This is a genomic window from Snodgrassella sp. ESL0324, from assembly GCF_013344955.1.
In the GTDB taxonomy this organism is placed as follows: Bacteria; Pseudomonadota; Gammaproteobacteria; order Burkholderiales; family Neisseriaceae; genus Snodgrassella; species Snodgrassella alvi.
Genome location: NZ_JAAEDS010000014.1, coordinates 78955 through 95792 on the forward strand (window position 1 = coordinate 78955; position 16838 = coordinate 95792).

Sequence of the window (16838 nt, forward strand, 5' to 3'; positions counted from 1 at the left end):
CGCGTACCCTCATACTTCGTCAAACCAGTGGGCGCGTGCTGCCATCACCACTTTCTTGGCGGTTTCCTCATCAATGCCTGTAATTTCAATCAGTTCATCTACTGACAATTCAGCCAGATCATCACGGGTTTTAATTCCTTCATTGGCCAGATCATGCAGCATTTCCTGATCAACACCTTCCAGATTTTTCAAATCTTCGTCCATGTGCTCTAACTGCTCTTCAGAGGCAATGGCCAGGGTTAAAATGGCATCACGGGCACGATTACGCAATTCTTCTACCGTACTTTCATCAAAACCCTCAATTTCCAGCATTTCCTGAACAGGAACATAAGCCACTTCTTCCAGACTGGTAAAGCCTTCCTGAACCAGTACCTCAGCTACGTTTTCATCAACACCCAGGTTATTGATAAACAGCTCACGTACGGCTTTATCTTCAGCTTCATGGCGTTCCTGAGCCTCATCCACTGTCATAATGTTCAGCTGCCAGCCTGTTAGTTCGGCTGCCAGACGTACATTCTGTCCGCCACGTCCGATTGCCAGGGCCAGCTGATCTTCTGCCACAATCACATCAACAGAATGATGATCTTCATCTATCAGAATACGAGTTACTTCTGCTGGGCTCAGCGCATTAATCACAAACTGTGCAGTTTCAGGCGACCACAGCACTACATCAATACGCTCACCTGCTAACTCTTCCGTTACTGCATTGACACGCGAACCGCGCACACCAATACAAGTACCCTGCGGATCAATACGTGCATCATTGGATTTCACCGCAATTTTGGCACGTAAACCCGGATCACGGGTTACTTCCTTGATTTCCAGCAGACCATCTTCAATTTCCGGCACTTCCATTTCAAACAGTTTTAACAGGAATTCCCGCGAAGTACGTGTCAGAATAACCTGACTGCGGTTACCAATCTGGTCTACCCGTAAAAACAAAGCCCGTACTCTGTCGCCATTACGGAAGTTTTCGCGCGGAATCATCTGATCACGCGGCAACAGTGCTTCCAGACGACCAATTTCTACGATTGCACCGTGTCGTTCCACACGTTTAATCGTACCCAGAACCAGGCTATCCTTACGCTGTAAAAATTCATTTAAAATCTGTTCACGTTCTGCATCGCGAATGCGCTGCAAAATAACCTGTTTGGCTGTCTGTGCGCCAATCCGGCCAAATTCCACATTTTCGATTGGTTCTTCGTAATACTCACCAATCTGCAGCGTAGTTCCCGGAATTTCTTCCTGAATCTCTTCAATGGTTTTTTGAATATCGGGATAGGTATAATCCTCATCAGCCACAATCAGCCAGCGGCGAAAACTGCTGTAATCGCCGGTATTGCGGTTAATCACTACCCGCACATCCATATTTTCACGCTCAGTTTTTTTCTTTGCCGCACTGGCCAGAGCAAATTCCAGCGCGCTGAATACTACTTCTGTATCTACATTTTTTTCACTCGCCAAAGCTTCGGCCAGTAGTAAAATTTCACGACTCATTTAATTCTCCTTGTAAGCCTTTGCTTACAAAAATATGAAATTTCAATTTAAAAATCAAATTCTGGTTTTAAACGTGCTTTATCAATATTCTGCCATTCTATTAAAACCGTCTTACCGGCTGCCACAGCAGCACGTTTGGCTCGACGCGCTTCATTAATTTCTTCCAGCGTAATACTGATTAAATCGTTTTCATCAATACCATTAATCCGACCAATAAAATTCTTCTGCCCGTCTATAGGCAAACGTGTCTTAATCTTGGCCAGTTGCCCGGCAAAACGCGTAAAATCTGCCGGTTTGGTTAAAGGACGGTCTAAGCCCGGGCTGGAAATTTCCAGACGCTGATAATCCACATCCTCTACAGCCAATACCCGGCTTAAATGATTACTGACCGCTACACAATCATCCAGGGAAATACCGCTTTCCGCCTTATCAATAAAGACGCGTAAATCCCCCTGAGCAGTCAGCTCATAATTAACCAGCTCATAGCCCAGACCCGGCAAAGTTTTTTCTAAAATGCCCTGAATATCCATCTGTGCTCCATAAAAACAAAAAAATGGCCTTAGGGCCATTTCTCAATAATTCGAAAAATTTCTTTATTTTAACTCATTGTTGAAAAAAAAGAAACCACCTGCCATTATTCAAATTTAAAATTAATACCGATTAGCACAAACATATCAATTAATTGCATCATCAGCACAGTATAATCACTGTCTGAAATCAGTCATAATAATTAACATTATGTAAATTTTTCATAACTAATTATGAAATAATGTCAACAATTTACCGTTTCGTTCAGATATACTGATAAATGATGTATCTGCATCATATCCAAAAGCACAAAATTAATATGAATTAGTTATAAGCTGCTATGACTAATGAATAAAAAACTAAAGAAACTCACACTTAAGGGATTGGCTAAAGTTGACGTTAAGACTAAACTGCACACCCCTATAATCACAAGAGGTAAATAAATGCGTAAACAGTTTTCTGCCAATACCGCAATGACACTGGCTGCATTGGGTATTGTTTACGGTGACATTGGAACCAGTCCTCTGTATGCCTTAAAAGAAAGCTTCCGCGCTTCTACAATCGCTCCCACAGAAACTAATGTACTGGGTTTTGTTTCTTTGATTGTATGGTCATTACTCCTGATCGTTACTCTGAAATATGTTCTGTTTATTCTGCGAGCCGACAATAATGGTGAAGGCGGCGTTGTTGTACTGATGCAGCAGGCAATGCAGCATCTAAAGGGTAAACCTGTATGGATTGTGATGATGATGGGGCTTACCGGCACCGCTCTTTTTTACGGTGATGCCATGATTACGCCGGCCGTATCGGTTTTATCCGCTGCAGAAGGGTTAACGGTAATCAGTGAAAGCTTCCGGCCTTATGTTATGCCTATAGCATTAATTATCCTGTTCGGACTTTTTTTAATTCAAAAAAAAGGTACACACAAAATCGGTACACTGTTTGGTCCGGTTATGCTGATATGGTTTAGTGCTATTGCACTGATAGGTCTCTATCAGATAGTTCAGGCTCCGAAAATTATTCTTGCTTTCAGCCCTTTCTATGCAATTAATTTTGCCATTAATCATGGCTGGGACGGTTTTATCGGGCTGGGCTGCGTTGTACTGGCTGTAACCGGTGCAGAAGCCCTCTATGCCGATATGGGACATTTTGGCCGTAAACCAATCCAGACAGCATGGATAAAAATTGTTTTGCCTAGCCTGATTATCAATTATCTGGGTCAGGGTGCCCTGATTCTGCATAATCCGAATGCAATTAATAACCCGTTTTTTCTCAGTGCACCGCACTGGCTATTAATTCCATTAATTATTCTGGCTACTTTTGCAACTATTATTGCCAGTCAGGCCGTTATTGCCGGAGCCTACTCACTTACCCGTCAGGCAATACAGCTTGGCTTTGCCCCGCGCATGAATATTATCCATACCAATAATGAAGAAGTTGGTCAGATTTATCTGCCGCTGGTTAACTGGCTGTTACTGGTAGCAGTCACATTAGTAGTACTGGCTTTTCACGACTCAGAACATCTGGCTTCAGCTTACGGTATTGCGGTTACAGGTACTATGGTTATTACCTCATGTCTGTTCTGCGTAGTAATGATTAAAAACTGGCGCTGGCCAATCCCGCTTGCCTTACTGCTTACTTCGGTTTTCCTGTGTTTTGATCTGGTTTTCTTCAGCAGTAACCTGCTAAAACTAATTCATGGCGGCTGGTTCCCGGTAATGGTAGCCCTGATTGTGGTTACATTATTCTCAACATGGCGTCGCGGACAGGCACAATTGCTTCAGGCACAGCAAAATCAGGAATTTTCATTGGATAATTTTGTTGAAAACCTGCACGACTACCCGCCTCAGATTGTTTCCGGCAATGCAGTATTCATGGTTTCCGACCCGTTCAGCATTCCGCGAGCACTCCTGCATAATCTGAAACACAATAAAGTACTGCATAGCTATAATGTATTACTCAGCGTCAAAACCAAAGAAATACCCTATGTAGCCGATAATGACCGTATTGCCATGAAACAGATTGGTCCCCGCTTTACCAGAGTCATCGCCAATTATGGTTTTCAGGAAACAGCCAATATCACCCATATTCTGAAATTGATGGCTGAACAAGGGATTAAACTTGACACCATGGATACCTCATTTTTTCTTTCGCACGACAGCATTGTTGTTGCCGCCAAAACCAAACATGGCAATATAGGGCGGTTACGTGCACGCCTTTTCAAATGGTTATATAAAAACAGTGCTTCAGCTGGTAATTACTATCATATACCGGCTAACCGCGTCGTCGAACTCGGCGCTCAGGTCGTAATTTAACTACACAGCAATTGCAAAAAATTCATGAGAGATCCATATGAGCATTAAAATCGGCATAGTCGGAGCCACAGGTTATACTGGTGTAGAACTATTACGTTTACTGGCACAGCATCCGGAAGCTGAAATCATCACTGTTACCAGCCGCAGCACTGCCGGAACAACGCTAAGCGATTATTTTCCCAGTTTGCGCGGCATCTATGATCATTTGATTTTCCAACATCCCGATCAGGCCGACTTAAGTAAATGTGACTTAGTATTTTTTGCGACACCTAACGGTGTAGCCATGCACGAAGCTCCATTATTACTGACACAGGGAATTAAAGTAATCGACCTGTCTGCAGATTACCGTATCAAAGATGTAGCAGTCTGGCAAAAATGGTATCCGTTTACTCATGCCAGTCCCGAATGGATCACAAAAGCTGTTTATGGTTTAGCGGAACTGAACCGTACTGCCATTACTCAGGCGCAGCTGGTAGCCAATCCGGGCTGCTATCCGACTTGTGTCAGCCTTCCTTTGTTACCTTTATTGCAGCAACAATGTCTGATTCATGACATGCCGCTTATTGCCGATTGTAAATCAGGTGTATCTGGTGCTGGTCGCAAAGCAAATACCGGCAACCTGTTTGCAGAATGCAGCGATAATTTCAAAGCTTATGGTATCAGCGGACACAGACATTTACCGGAAATCAGGCAAACACTGAATCTTTTACAACCAAGTTCAGGTAACAGTCTGGTGTTTGTACCTCATCTGACGCCCTTGATTCGCGGCATGCATGCCACCATATATATTCAGGTAAAAGAAGGTTACAACCCATATCAGTTGATTGCCGATTATTATCAATCCAGCCCGTTTGTTGATGTCATGCCTGCTGGCAGTGCACCTGAAACCCGCTCAGTCCGCGGAGCGAATCTCTGTCGCATCAGTATACAACCTGCGCCGCAGAATAATACCTGGATTATACTTTCTGTAATTGATAATCTGGTAAAAGGTGCAGCCGGACAAGCTGTACAGAATATGAATATCATGTTCGGGTTTGATGAAAAAAGCGGATTAAATCTTATTCCCCTCTTGCCATAACCGGTCAGCAGGATAGACAATCAAGTATGCACATATTATTAAAAGGACTACACCATGTCAGAAACCGATATTGAAACACCGATTATCTTTACTGAAAGCTGTTGTACCAAAGTAAAAGATTTAATTGCAGAAGAAAACAATCCGGACCTGAAACTGCGCGTATTCGTAACAGGTGGAGGATGCTCAGGTTTCCAGTACGGTTTTACTTTTGATGAAATCGTTAATGATGATGATTTTGAAATCCAGAAAGATGGCTTAACATTTCTGATTGATCCAATGAGTTATCAATATCTGGTTGGTGCAGAAATCGATTATTCTGAAAGTCTGCACGGTTCACAATTTGTTATCCGCAACCCTAACGCAACTACCACCTGTGGTTGTGGCTCGTCTTTCTCTGTTTAAGTGAATCGACTATATGGCAAAATTTCTTTACTCAAACAACTGAATTAATTTTCTAAACCAGCCAAAGCAGGCTGGTTTATTTATGGGCAACAGCCAGCGATAACCAAAAATTGTTCACATTAAAACCCAATACAGTAAAAATTTCACTCAATATTAAAAATAATTTCCATTTACAATAAAACATAAAATAACAAAATATTAACATCATATTTTATTCAAAAGCCTATAATCATCCGGGTAGCCGAAAGCAGTAAAGGCCTTTTTTAATAACAAATTAACAAGGAGCTTTACCATGAACCATGATTTAAAAAAATGCCCGGTAACCCATCTCACAACAGATCAGGGGGCGCCTGTCTCTGATAATCAGAATAGTCTCACAGCCGGACCACGCGGTCCTTTACTGGCTCAGGATTTATGGCTGAACGAAAGACTGGCCAATTTTGTCCGTGAAGTTATCCCTGAACGCCGGATGCATGCAAAAGGCTCAGGTGCATTTGGTACTTTCACAGTTACCCACGATATAACTCAATATACATGTGCCAAACTATTCAGCCAGATTGGCAAAAAAACCGAAATGTTTGTACGCTTTTCCGAAGTAGCAGCTGAACGTGGTGGTGGCGATGCTGAGCGCGATATCCGTGGCTTTGCCATGCGTTTTTATACTGAGCAGGGCAATTGGGATCTGGTAGGCAATAATACACCTGTATTTTTTCTGCGTGATCCGCGTAAATTTCCAGACCTTAATAAAGCCGTCAAACGCGACCCCCGTACCAATCTGCGCAGCCCTACTTATAACTGGGACTACTGGACTTTACTGCCGGAATCATTTCATCAGGTAACCATTACCATGTCCGACAGAGGCATACCGGCCAGTTACCGGCATATGCATGGTTTCGGTTCACATACATTTAGTTTCATTAACGCTAATAAAGAACGTTTCTGGGTTAAATTTCACTTCCGCACTCAACAGGGAATTAAAAACCTTACCGATGAAGAGGCCGCCACTATTATGGGACAAGATCGCGACAGCCATCAGCGCGATCTTTACAATGCTATCGAATCCGGTAATTTTCCTAAATGGACAATGTATATCCAAATCATGCCGGAAACCGATGCGGAAAAAGTACCCTATCATCCGTTTGATTTATCTAAAGTATGGCCGCATGGCGATTATCCGCTTATCGAGGTGGGCGAATTTGAACTAAACCGCAACCCGGATAATTATTATCTTGACGTTGAACAGGCTGCTTTCGCTCCTAGTAATCTGGTGCCGGGAATCAGCGTTTCTCCTGACAAAGTATTACAGGCACGCCTGTATAATTACGCAGACGCTGCCCGCTACCGTGTAGGGGTCAATCATCATCAGATACCCGTTAATAAAGCACGCTGTCCCGTTTTCAGTAACCATCGTGATGGTACAACCCGGGTAGATGACAATTATGGAAGTCTGCCCCATTACGAGCCTAATAGCTTCCATCAATGGCAGGAACAGCCTGAATTTCGCGAACCTCCGCTTAAAATACATGGTGATGCTGATTTCTGGAATTTCCACGAAGACGATAATGACTATTTCAGTCAGCCCCGCGCCTTGTTTAACTTAATGAATGATAACCAGAAGCAGGTACTGTTTGAAAATACAGCACGAGCTATGGGTGATGCACCTGACTTTATCAAATACAGACATATTCGTAACTGCAATGCCTGCCATCCGGACTATGGTGCAGGCGTAGCCAAAGCACTGAGCATGACAGTAGAAGCAGCCATAGCAGCACGCAGCAGTGACCCGGCACAGGGATGCGCTGTTCTGATTTAAACTTAATCATTAATTGATAAAAATCCTTAAACAATAATGTTTAAGGATTTTTATATAGAAATATATTTCCGTTAAATAATTTATTAAAACTAAAATCTTTATTAATCCGAACTCATAAACAACTAAAACATTAAAATAATTTAATCAGAAAAATGTTCTATATAAAAGAAATGAAAAACTATAACTTAAACTACAACATAAAAATGTATCAAAATATTTTAATATTTAAAATTGATAATATTAATTACCTAAACTTCTTCAATGACTATTCATCGATCATCGACTTATTTTAAACCTTCAAATTCTGCATTAAATTAACATTTATCTTTATTCTAAATTTTCCACAGATAATTTCATGCACAATAAAAAATACCCGTAATCAGTAATTACGGGTATTTTATTACCTAGACTTATTTAATGAATAAACCAATTTATTCAATAAGCATGGGGACTTGTTAAATGCATAGATTGCTGTATCGGCTCCACCGAATTTAATCTATCATCAATAGCGGGAGTAAATCCTGCCATGGCTGAAAGTAAATTCTGAATCTGTGCTGAAGGATCATTACTATTATTAGAAACAAATTTACCTTTAACTGGTGTGTTATCTGCCAAATCACTGGAAGCAATATTCCGTAGATTAACAATATCATTTCCATTTTTAGCTTTAGTTACACCAAAGGAACGATTTTTCTTCATATCTTCATAGGTGACGCTTTTATCTTCAAACACAAAATTAAAAGCCCGGCTATTTTTATTTTTAGTATCAAAATAATCAGGTAAGGTCACTGAATCTGCTGATCCATATGCATAAATGACTAAATCATTACCATAACGGATAAATTCAGCATCGGCCAGACTAGCACCTTTAAACACCAAATCATTACGCTGATCTTTATTTTTTTTATCCATATAGCCTAAATCATTCACCACATCCTGACCATGACCGGCTTCAAATTCATAACGGTCTTTATCAAAATCACCGCCGTTGAGAATATCATTACCGACACCGCCATTCAGAATATCATTACCAGAACCACCTTTTAGAACATCATCTCCTGCACCTCCGATAAGAATATCGTTTCCTTGCCAGCCTGAAATAATATTATCCTTTTCATCCCCGCTCAGGATAAAGGCATAATCTTTTTTGATATTTTCCAAAGTAATGGCTTGATCATCAAATATAAAGTTAAATCCTCTACTATCGTTTTTATAGTATGTAGAGTTGAAGTAATCAGGTAGAGTCACTGAATCTGCTGATCCATACGCCTGAATAACCAGATCGGTTCCAGAGCGAATAAATTTTGCATCTGCCAGCTTGGCACCTTTAAAGACAACATCATTTCGCTCATATTTTGTGAATTCATAACCACTACCTTTATCATTAATCACATCCTGACCATGACCTGCTTCAAACTCATAACGGTCTTTATGCCAATCTCCTCCATTCAGGATATCATTGCCTGTACCCCCTATCAGAATATCGTAACCTTCGCCTCCTTCCAAAATATCATTGCCTTCGCCTCCTTCCAAAATATCATTACCATATCCTCCCCATAAAGTATCATTACCCGCTCCTCCGCTCAAAATGTCATTTCCTTCCCAGCCACTAATCTCATTGTCTTTCTCATCTCCGCTCTGATAAAACGAAAAGTAACAGATATCTTCCCAAGTAATGACTTTATCATCAAATATAAAGTTAAATACCATTCTGTCGTTGTATCTGAAGTAATCAGGTAGAGTCACTGAATCTGCTGATCCATATGCCTGAATAACCAGATCACTTTCATATCGCAAAAATTTTGCATGTGCCAAACTGGCTCCCTTAAATACTAAATCATTATAGTTTTCAGGATAATTGACATCACCTCTATCATTGATTACATCTTGACCATGCCCCGCTTCAAACTCATAACGGTCTTTGTGCCCATTGCCACCATTCAAAATATCGTTGCCTGCGCCACCATTTAAAATATCATAGCCTTCTCCCCCGTTCAAAATATCATCGCCAGATCCTCCATTTAAAATGTCATTATCATTATCCCCATTCAGAATATCATCGCCAGCTCCTCCATTCAGAATATCGTTGTCGTACCCTCCATTTAAAGTATCATTGCCTTCGCCTCCATTTAAAATATCATTGCCAGCTCCTCCGTTCAGAATATCGTTACCTTCATCTCCATTTAAAATATCATCGCCAACTCCTCCCCATAAAGTATCATTACCCGCTCCTCCGTTAAGCAAATCCTTTCCATCCCAGCCGATAATCTCATTGTCTTTCTCATCCCCGCTCTGATTAATCGTAAAGTGCTTCCCGATATCTTTATAAAAGGTAGTTTGATCATCAAATATAAAGTTAAATGCTCTGCTGAAGCTATAAGGGTCTTTATAGTTGAAGTAATCAGGTAAGGTCACTGAATCTGCTGATCCATACGCCTGAATAGCCAGATCATCTCCATATCGCAAAAATTTTGCATCTGCCGAACTAGCTCCCTTAAATACTAAATCATTATGGTATTCAGGATAATTGTCATAGGCCAAATCATTGATTACATCTTGACCATGCCCCGCCTCAAATTCATACCGGTCTTTACGCCAATTTCCTCCTTTCAGGATATCATTGCCTGTACCCCCTATCAGAATATCGTAACCTTCTCCTCCTTCCAGAATATCATCTCCTTCGCCTCCATTCAGAATATCATTACCATCTTCTCCCCTTAGAGTGTCATTGCCCATCCCCCCATTTAGAATATCAGTTCCTTTCCAGCCAAAAATAACGTTGTCTTTTCCGTCTCCATTCTGAGTGAAAATATAGTCTTTTATAAGATTATCATAAGAAATACTCTGATCATCAAATATAAAGATAAAAGCCGAATAATTATCATATTTGAAATAATCCAACAAAGTTACCGAATCTGCTGATTTATACGCTCGAACAACTAGACTGTTCCCTGAGCGCATAAATTCTGCGTCTGCCAGTTTGGCTCCTTTAAATACTACATCATTAGTTCCATACACAGGAAAACCACGTGAATCATAAATATGATCATTAATCACATCTTGGCCATGCCCAGTCTCAAACTCATAACGATCTTTACCCCCATCACCTCCATTCAGAAAGTCATTTCCAGTGCCACCATTCAGAATATCATCACCAGCTCCTCCGTTCAGAATATCATCGCCAACGCCTCCATTTAAAATGTCATTACCATTCCCTCCATTCAGAATATCATCACCAGCTCCTCCATTCAGAATATCATCACCATTTAATCCATTCAGCATATCATCACCATCTCCACCAGTCAGAATATCATCACTGCCTTTGCCCCAGATGGGGTCTATATAGGGAGTAACGCTCTGATCATCAAATATAAAATTAAACGATCTGCTGTAATAACTATCGCTGAAATATCCTAAGAGAGTCACAGAATCTGTTGAACCATACGCTTTAATAATCAGGTCTGTTCCAAAGCGGATAAATTCTGCGTCTGCCAGTTTCGCTCCTTTAAATACCAATTCATTACGAGCATTTAGATAGTCTTTAGAATCTCTACCATCATCCTTAACTACATCCTGACCATGACCTGCCTCAAATTCATAACGGTCTTTATGCCCATCTCCTCCATTCAGGATATCATTGCCTGTACCTCCTATCAGAATATCGTAACCTGCTCCTCCTTCCAGAATATCATTGCCTGTACCCCCTATCAGAATATCGCAACCTTCTCCTCCTTTCAGGATATCATTGCCTTCGCCTCCATCCAAAATATCATCGCCAGCTTCTCCCCATAAAGTATCATTGCCCGCTCCTCCGCTCAAAATGTCTTTTCCATCACAGCCGGGAATCTCATTGTCTCCATCATCTCCACTATAAGTAAAAGTGTATCGACTCATCAACTCTTCATAAGTAATCGTTTCATTATCAAATACAAAATTAAATGCACGATTATAGCTACTATTAAAATAACCCAATAAGGTTACTGAGTCATTCGTTCCATACGCTTTTATAATTAAATCATTGCCCGAACGTACAAACTGTGTATCTGCCAGCTTCGCTCCTTCAAAGCATAAATCATTGCGCTTATTTTTTTCATGGACATATCCAAAATCTTTTATTACATCCTGCCCATGGCCTGAGCGAAACAGATAGCGATCTTTCTGCCATTCGTTTCCATTAAAGCTATCATTTCCATTAGAACTAATAAAAATATTATCTATCTCACCATAAAGTTGAGCTATTAATCCATTATCACGAGCTACTTTCAATAGATTGGCTTGCTGCCTTTCCCGCGCTGCACTATTATATTTCCCCAGATTTTTATCAATTTGCATCAACTCTCTAGCTTCGTCCAGCTGATTATTTTCAACTAATTTTACAAGCTCTTGATTTAGCTTAGAGTAATCATATTCGATTTTTTGCTGTTCAGCATTCCACTGCGCCAGAATAATTGGGAAAAATAGCTCTTTATATACTCCTTCAGCCAATAAACTGGCAGAAACATATTCTGCAAATTTATTAAACTCCTTAATAAGTATAGGTGCTGCTTTTGAATGAGGATCTGAATCAATTTCTCCCCAGCACCAAGTACCTAAAAAATCTGAGCCGGTTAGATTTTCTAAAGTTACCAACTTCCGTGCGTCATCAATATATTTTCCTCGACTTACAGGATCAATCTGTTCAGAACCAGTCCATCTATAAATCAAATTGTTCAGTAATGATTCACGTGTTTTAGTATCAGCTGTCAGATAAGCTTTAACCATTTCCTTTAGAACAGCATCTTTCTGCATAGCAGTATGCAGATCTGATACATTACCAAAGCCTTGTATATAAGGTAATTTCGCTATATCTTTATCAATTGCCAAGTTATCAGTATTAAAAGTATCTCCTTTATCTACCTTAAACCATACATCTGTTGCATCTGTCTGATGCCCGTCTGCCCAGGTAACTTGAGATGTTTCTCTGTGCTCATGACCATTCTCATCTTTTTTATCACCTTTCAGATAATTAAGTCCTATAGCTGTAATCTGAGTATTACTCAGCGACAATAATTCTCCCTCATCAACTAAACCATTCTGATTTTTATCTTGCCATAATTGTAATCTCGACCACACTGAATCAGCAGCATCAATTACACCATCTCGATTCTCATCAAATTCAGCCAGAGCTTCGAATCCATTTTGTGCTTTTTTACCGGAAGATAATAAAGTATTACTGCCAAATAACTCTTTTCCGTCATCAATCAATCCGTTTTGATTACGGTCTAAAACCAGTAGTGCATCATTACTATCAACCCAGCCAGTATTCTCTGCAAAACTATTTCCATCATGATCAAAATATGTATGCTTACCTTGTGCAGTAGTTTTTACACCATCTCCATTCATATCAATGATAATAGGTGATCTGATATCCTCCGCATCCTTGAAATCCGGCCGAGTATCATCTTTTTCTCTCAGCCGGATATTTAAATCTCCATTTTTAAAATTTTTAACTGTTAATCCATCATTAATTATTAAATCTTTACCACCCCAGTAATATTTATTCCCATGGCCATAATAAGTATTCTCAGGATCATTCTTATAATGAAAACCTCCGTTTAATATATATTTATTAGTAACTGAAATACTTCGATCTACATTAAATATGGCTCCCTCACCATCAGAATCTTCAATCACATCCATTTTGTCAGCAATATAAGTATCATAGCCTTCGCCACCCATAAGTATATCTTTTTCAACGGAATAAGAACTCGACCCTATTAACAGATCATCACCATTACCACCTTGTAAAATATCTTCACCACCACCACCAATCAATACTGAATCGGGATCATCGGAAAATATTTCCAATAAACCTGCTGATTTTGCTTTTAGAGAACCTTTATTAAATCTACCTTTACCATCATAAATCACTTTTCTGCCGTAAGAGTCTATATAATTAATTGATGGAGATTCTTTGATTAGTTTCCAAATTACAGCTAAATAAGCTGGTGTTGTTAGAAGACCAACTTTATCGATACCTTCTTGCTCTAATTTAGTTTTCTTCAATTGAGCAAAATCTTTATCTGTCACAGTAACGGCGGACACATCTCCTGTAAATTTAATCGGTACCGTTCTGCCTATTCCAAATGGATCGATCACTTCTTTAAAATCTTCATTTAAGTAATTAGCAACCCCGTTTATAGAATCAAAATCAAAATTATCTTCACATGGAATTATTTTTAACCCTTGAATTTCCTTTGTGCCATCCGCTTTAACCACAAATTTTATTGAATCAAAATCAATAGTAAAACCTGTTGAACCAAAAATAAAGGCACGAGTTAAGTAATCACTAGACCCAATACCAGTAGTATATTGACTAATAGATTTTGTAAACTTCTTTATCTTTTTATCATTGCTTATTTCTGGGCTAAGAGGGTCGTCCGCTTTTAATATATTCCACATGGAAATAAAATCATAACTGCCAGCCGAAAACTCTGAAGAAAAGAAATTTTTAAAAAACTCAAAATTAGCTGCCGATACAAATCGTCCACCACCATGCGTCATATATTCCTGTGCATCGATCATCAAGGCGTCCCCCTTAGCACTCGCATTTCGTATCCACTTATCATCAACTAGTTCCGAAGGTGACGGTGCTGTTTCCTGATTCCATAAATATCTGGCGAGAATCTCATCTACTCTCACTAAATCTTCACCTGCATTCACGTCATAAGCCATGTTATTACCCTTTCATTTAATATTTAAGGCCACAGATTAAACAAATTAAAACTTATATTAATAAAAAAAATTAAAGTTGTTATCAGTAATTTATTGTAAATTACCTGCGCCACCAATAATTTGGTCTATATAAAACATCGCCACAATTATTTAACAAATAAACTTTTCTGGTATCCTTAAAACTTTTACTTTTATCTTTAGCTACAAATTCTGGCACAGTTATTGAATCAGAATATGTAACACTCAAATAAAAATTACCTACACCCCAAGAGTTAAGGTCAATATCAATGGGAATTTTAGATTTTCCCGTAAATACTGCTGTTTCCATTCCGATATATTTTAAAATATAGTTTTTTCTCATCAATGACCACTCTGATTTATTTAAAACAGTACAGCAGCTATTACTATCATAGACAGAAAGATAATTTGGATTATCTAATTTATGTATCAAAATATAGTTTTTTAACTTAAAATCATCATTAATATAATTTTTATCCGACGCAAATATAAAGCTTTCCGCTTCATTATGTTTAATTAATATATCAAGTACTCTCCCAAAATCATCTTCATTTGCAATATCATCTTTTAGAAATTTTTCTTTATCTGGATTCATTGGAATCTTGAACACCCTACAACCCTGAGAACGTCTACAATCTGCTGCAGTTGGTAAAAATTCGCCATCGACATTAGTTACTTTATTATCCCAATAAAATTTATTTTCATATATCATTCGACCAGTTAAACTTTTCATCGCCTTATGCCATAGCTCTTCCTTGCTATAATATTTCTTATCCCGCCAGCAATACCCAGCCATGTTCTTAGCCTCAAACTCTTCTTGTGATACATTAAATGGTTTAGGATTTTTCCGCATTAATTCATTCCAGAAGTAATACGGCGATTTTTCATAATATATATCTCGTATTTTTAAGCCACCTGCTACCATCAATATAATGAACATAGTTATTAATGTATATTTTGCCGGTTTTGGGTGTGCTTTTGCTAAAGAAATTACTTTAACGAAAATCCATACACTAAGTAAGGGTAAGACAAAATAGATTGTGATAATTCCAAAAAATATCAAAAACATACCTTTACATCCTCCCTGTACATAAGCATTTCATCTGTTTAAACTGAAAGAACTATTACTTATAAAAACTATTTACAACTCAAAATCAGCTGCCGATACAAATCGTCGACCACCATGCGTCATATATTCCTGTGCCTCGATCATCAAGGCGTCTCCCTCAGTATTTGCATATTGTATCCACTTATCATCAACTAGTTCCAAAGGTGACGGTGCTGTTTTCTGATTCCATAAATATCTGGCGAGAATCTCATCTACACTAACTAAATCTTTCCCATTTTCTAATTTATAAGCCATATATTTATACTTTCATACATAACTTTAGATTAATAAAACCTATTATTAATAAGCTTTACAAAATATATCACATTTGTCATATAATTACATTTTATTTATTTTATAGAAATATGGTTTATATAAAATATCGCCACAATTATTTAAATAAAATACTTCATACGGATAATCTATCGGATAATAGTTTGTTTTGTTTTTTGGTAAAAAACTATCTATACCAAAATAATAATTACCTACTCCCAATGAATTTACATCTTCATCTGGAGGAATTTTTGATTCTTCTACAAAAGTATCAAAAATCGATTCTTTATATGCTAAGACATAATTTTTTCTTTTCTTCATTAATTGCCATTCAGATTTATTATATACTGTACAACAATCACTCCCAAATAATTCAATAGAATCTTCACTTGTTTTTCGGTGTATTAAAATAAATTTTTCTAATCCAAAATTATAATTAATATAATTTTTATCTGAGTCATATATAAAAGTCTGTACTTTTGGTAATTTAATAAGTTCATTAATATTATCCAAATAATTATCTTGAACATCTATATAATTATTAAGCTTCTGATTTGTTAGATCAACTGGTACTTGCCATACTCTGCAATTATCCGAGCTGGTACATTGACGATAAGTAAGTAAAAACTGACCATCCATATTCTTTATCTTATTTTCCCAATATAATTTATTTTCATATATGATTTTTCCTATCAGGCTTTTCATTGCTTTGTGCCAAAGCTCTTTTTTGGTGTAATAGGTCCTGTCTCGCCAGCAGTATCCTTCTCTATTCTTTTCCTCAAACTTGTTTTGTGAAATGTAAAAAGGTTTAGAATTTTTTTCTAATAATTCATACCAGAAGCGATAGGGAGGTCTTTCATAATATAGCTTTTTTATTTTAAATCCTCCTGCAATAATTAATATCATGGATAAAACTATTACTATATATTTTGTTTTTTTGGGATTATTTTTTGCAATAATCTGTACTTTACCTATTATCCTTACTAGACAATATAGTAATATTAAAATGATTAAGATTATACCAATCAGAATCCAGGCCAACATAAGTTCAAACATTGCTAATATATCCCTTTAGAAAAAATTTTTTAAATA

At 38.2% G+C, this 16838-nt stretch carries 10 protein-coding genes; 4 read left to right on the top strand and 6 right to left on the bottom strand.

Annotated features, from left to right (window positions below; genetic code table 11):
* Window positions 1-9: 9 nt before the first annotated feature.
* Both nusA and rimP read right to left on the bottom strand, forming a co-directional pair.
* Window positions 10-1497 carry a transcription termination factor NusA gene (nusA, locus tag GYY70_RS07485; RefSeq protein WP_037392462.1) on the bottom strand — a complete coding sequence of 496 codons (1488 nt, stop codon included), beginning with the start codon at window positions 1495-1497 and terminating at the stop codon, window positions 10-12.
* A gap of 47 nt (window positions 1498-1544) precedes the next feature.
* On the bottom strand, window positions 1545-2027 hold the full coding sequence (rimP, locus tag GYY70_RS07490; RefSeq protein WP_025330992.1) for a ribosome maturation factor RimP: 483 nt from the start codon (window positions 2025-2027) through the stop codon (window positions 1545-1547).
* A 441-nt stretch (window positions 2028-2468) separates the two neighbouring features.
* On the opposite strand from rimP, the gene GYY70_RS07495 reads away from it, so the two are divergent.
* From GYY70_RS07495 to GYY70_RS07510, 4 genes are all read left to right on the top strand, one after another.
* Complete coding sequence (locus GYY70_RS07495; protein ID WP_238791876.1) at window positions 2469-4340, top strand: potassium transporter Kup; 1872 nt, start codon at window positions 2469-2471, stop codon at window positions 4338-4340.
* 31 nt (window positions 4341-4371) lie between these two features.
* Complete coding sequence (gene argC, locus GYY70_RS07500; RefSeq protein ID WP_174832180.1) at window positions 4372-5418, top strand: N-acetyl-gamma-glutamyl-phosphate reductase; 1047 nt, start codon at window positions 4372-4374, stop codon at window positions 5416-5418.
* A gap of 54 nt (window positions 5419-5472) precedes the next feature.
* On the top strand, window positions 5473-5820 hold the full coding sequence (gene erpA, locus GYY70_RS07505) for an iron-sulfur cluster insertion protein ErpA (RefSeq protein ID WP_025330995.1): 348 nt from the start codon (window positions 5473-5475) through the stop codon (window positions 5818-5820).
* Window positions 5821-6112: 292 nt separating this feature from the next.
* Window positions 6113-7633 carry a catalase gene (locus tag GYY70_RS07510; RefSeq protein ID WP_174831946.1) on the top strand — a complete coding sequence of 507 codons (1521 nt, stop codon included), beginning with the start codon at window positions 6113-6115 and terminating at the stop codon, window positions 7631-7633.
* Between the two features lie 435 nt (window positions 7634-8068).
* On the opposite strand, the gene GYY70_RS12130 is transcribed toward GYY70_RS07510, so the two are convergent.
* The 4 genes from GYY70_RS12130 to GYY70_RS07545 all read right to left on the bottom strand — a co-directional run bounded on the left by GYY70_RS12130 (window position 8069) and on the right by GYY70_RS07545 (window position 16802).
* Complete coding sequence (locus GYY70_RS12130; RefSeq protein WP_180214736.1) at window positions 8069-14347, bottom strand: calcium-binding protein; 6279 nt, start codon at window positions 14345-14347, stop codon at window positions 8069-8071.
* A gap of 100 nt (window positions 14348-14447) precedes the next feature.
* A complete protein-coding gene (locus tag GYY70_RS07535; protein WP_174831947.1) occupies window positions 14448-15434 on the bottom strand; it encodes a hypothetical protein in 987 nt (328 codons plus the stop codon).
* A 72-nt stretch (window positions 15435-15506) separates the two neighbouring features.
* Window positions 15507-15728 carry a hypothetical protein gene (locus GYY70_RS07540; RefSeq protein ID WP_174831948.1) on the bottom strand — a complete coding sequence of 74 codons (222 nt, stop codon included), beginning with the start codon at window positions 15726-15728 and terminating at the stop codon, window positions 15507-15509.
* Window positions 15729-15812: 84 nt separating this feature from the next.
* Entirely contained in the window at window positions 15813-16802 is a 990-nt protein-coding gene (locus GYY70_RS07545) for a hypothetical protein (protein WP_174831949.1), read from the bottom strand.
* Between the last annotated feature and the right edge of the window lie 36 nt (window positions 16803-16838).

What these genes read in the sequence shown, in the direction of transcription:
- GYY70_RS07540 (WP_174831948.1), bottom strand. Translation starts at nt 15,728, where the DNA reads ATGGCTTATAAATTAGAAAATGGGAAAGATTTAGTTAGTGTAGATGAG.
- GYY70_RS07545 (WP_174831949.1), bottom strand. Translation starts at nt 16,802, where the DNA reads ATGTTTGAACTTATGTTGGCCTGGATTCTGATTGGTATAATCTTAATC.
- GYY70_RS07510 (WP_174831946.1), top strand. Translation starts at nt 6,113, where the DNA reads ATGAACCATGATTTAAAAAAATGCCCGGTAACCCATCTCACAACAGAT.
- GYY70_RS07535 (WP_174831947.1), bottom strand. Translation starts at nt 15,434, where the DNA reads ATGTTTTTGATATTTTTTGGAATTATCACAATCTATTTTGTCTTACCC.
- rimP (WP_025330992.1), bottom strand. Translation starts at nt 2,027, where the DNA reads ATGGATATTCAGGGCATTTTAGAAAAAACTTTGCCGGGTCTGGGCTAT.
- GYY70_RS12130 (WP_180214736.1), bottom strand. Translation starts at nt 14,347, where the DNA reads ATGGCTTATGACGTGAATGCAGGTGAAGATTTAGTGAGAGTAGATGAG.
- erpA (WP_025330995.1), top strand. Translation starts at nt 5,473, where the DNA reads ATGTCAGAAACCGATATTGAAACACCGATTATCTTTACTGAAAGCTGT.
- GYY70_RS07495 (WP_238791876.1), top strand. Translation starts at nt 2,469, where the DNA reads ATGCGTAAACAGTTTTCTGCCAATACCGCAATGACACTGGCTGCATTG.
- nusA (WP_037392462.1), bottom strand. Translation starts at nt 1,497, where the DNA reads ATGAGTCGTGAAATTTTACTACTGGCCGAAGCTTTGGCGAGTGAAAAA.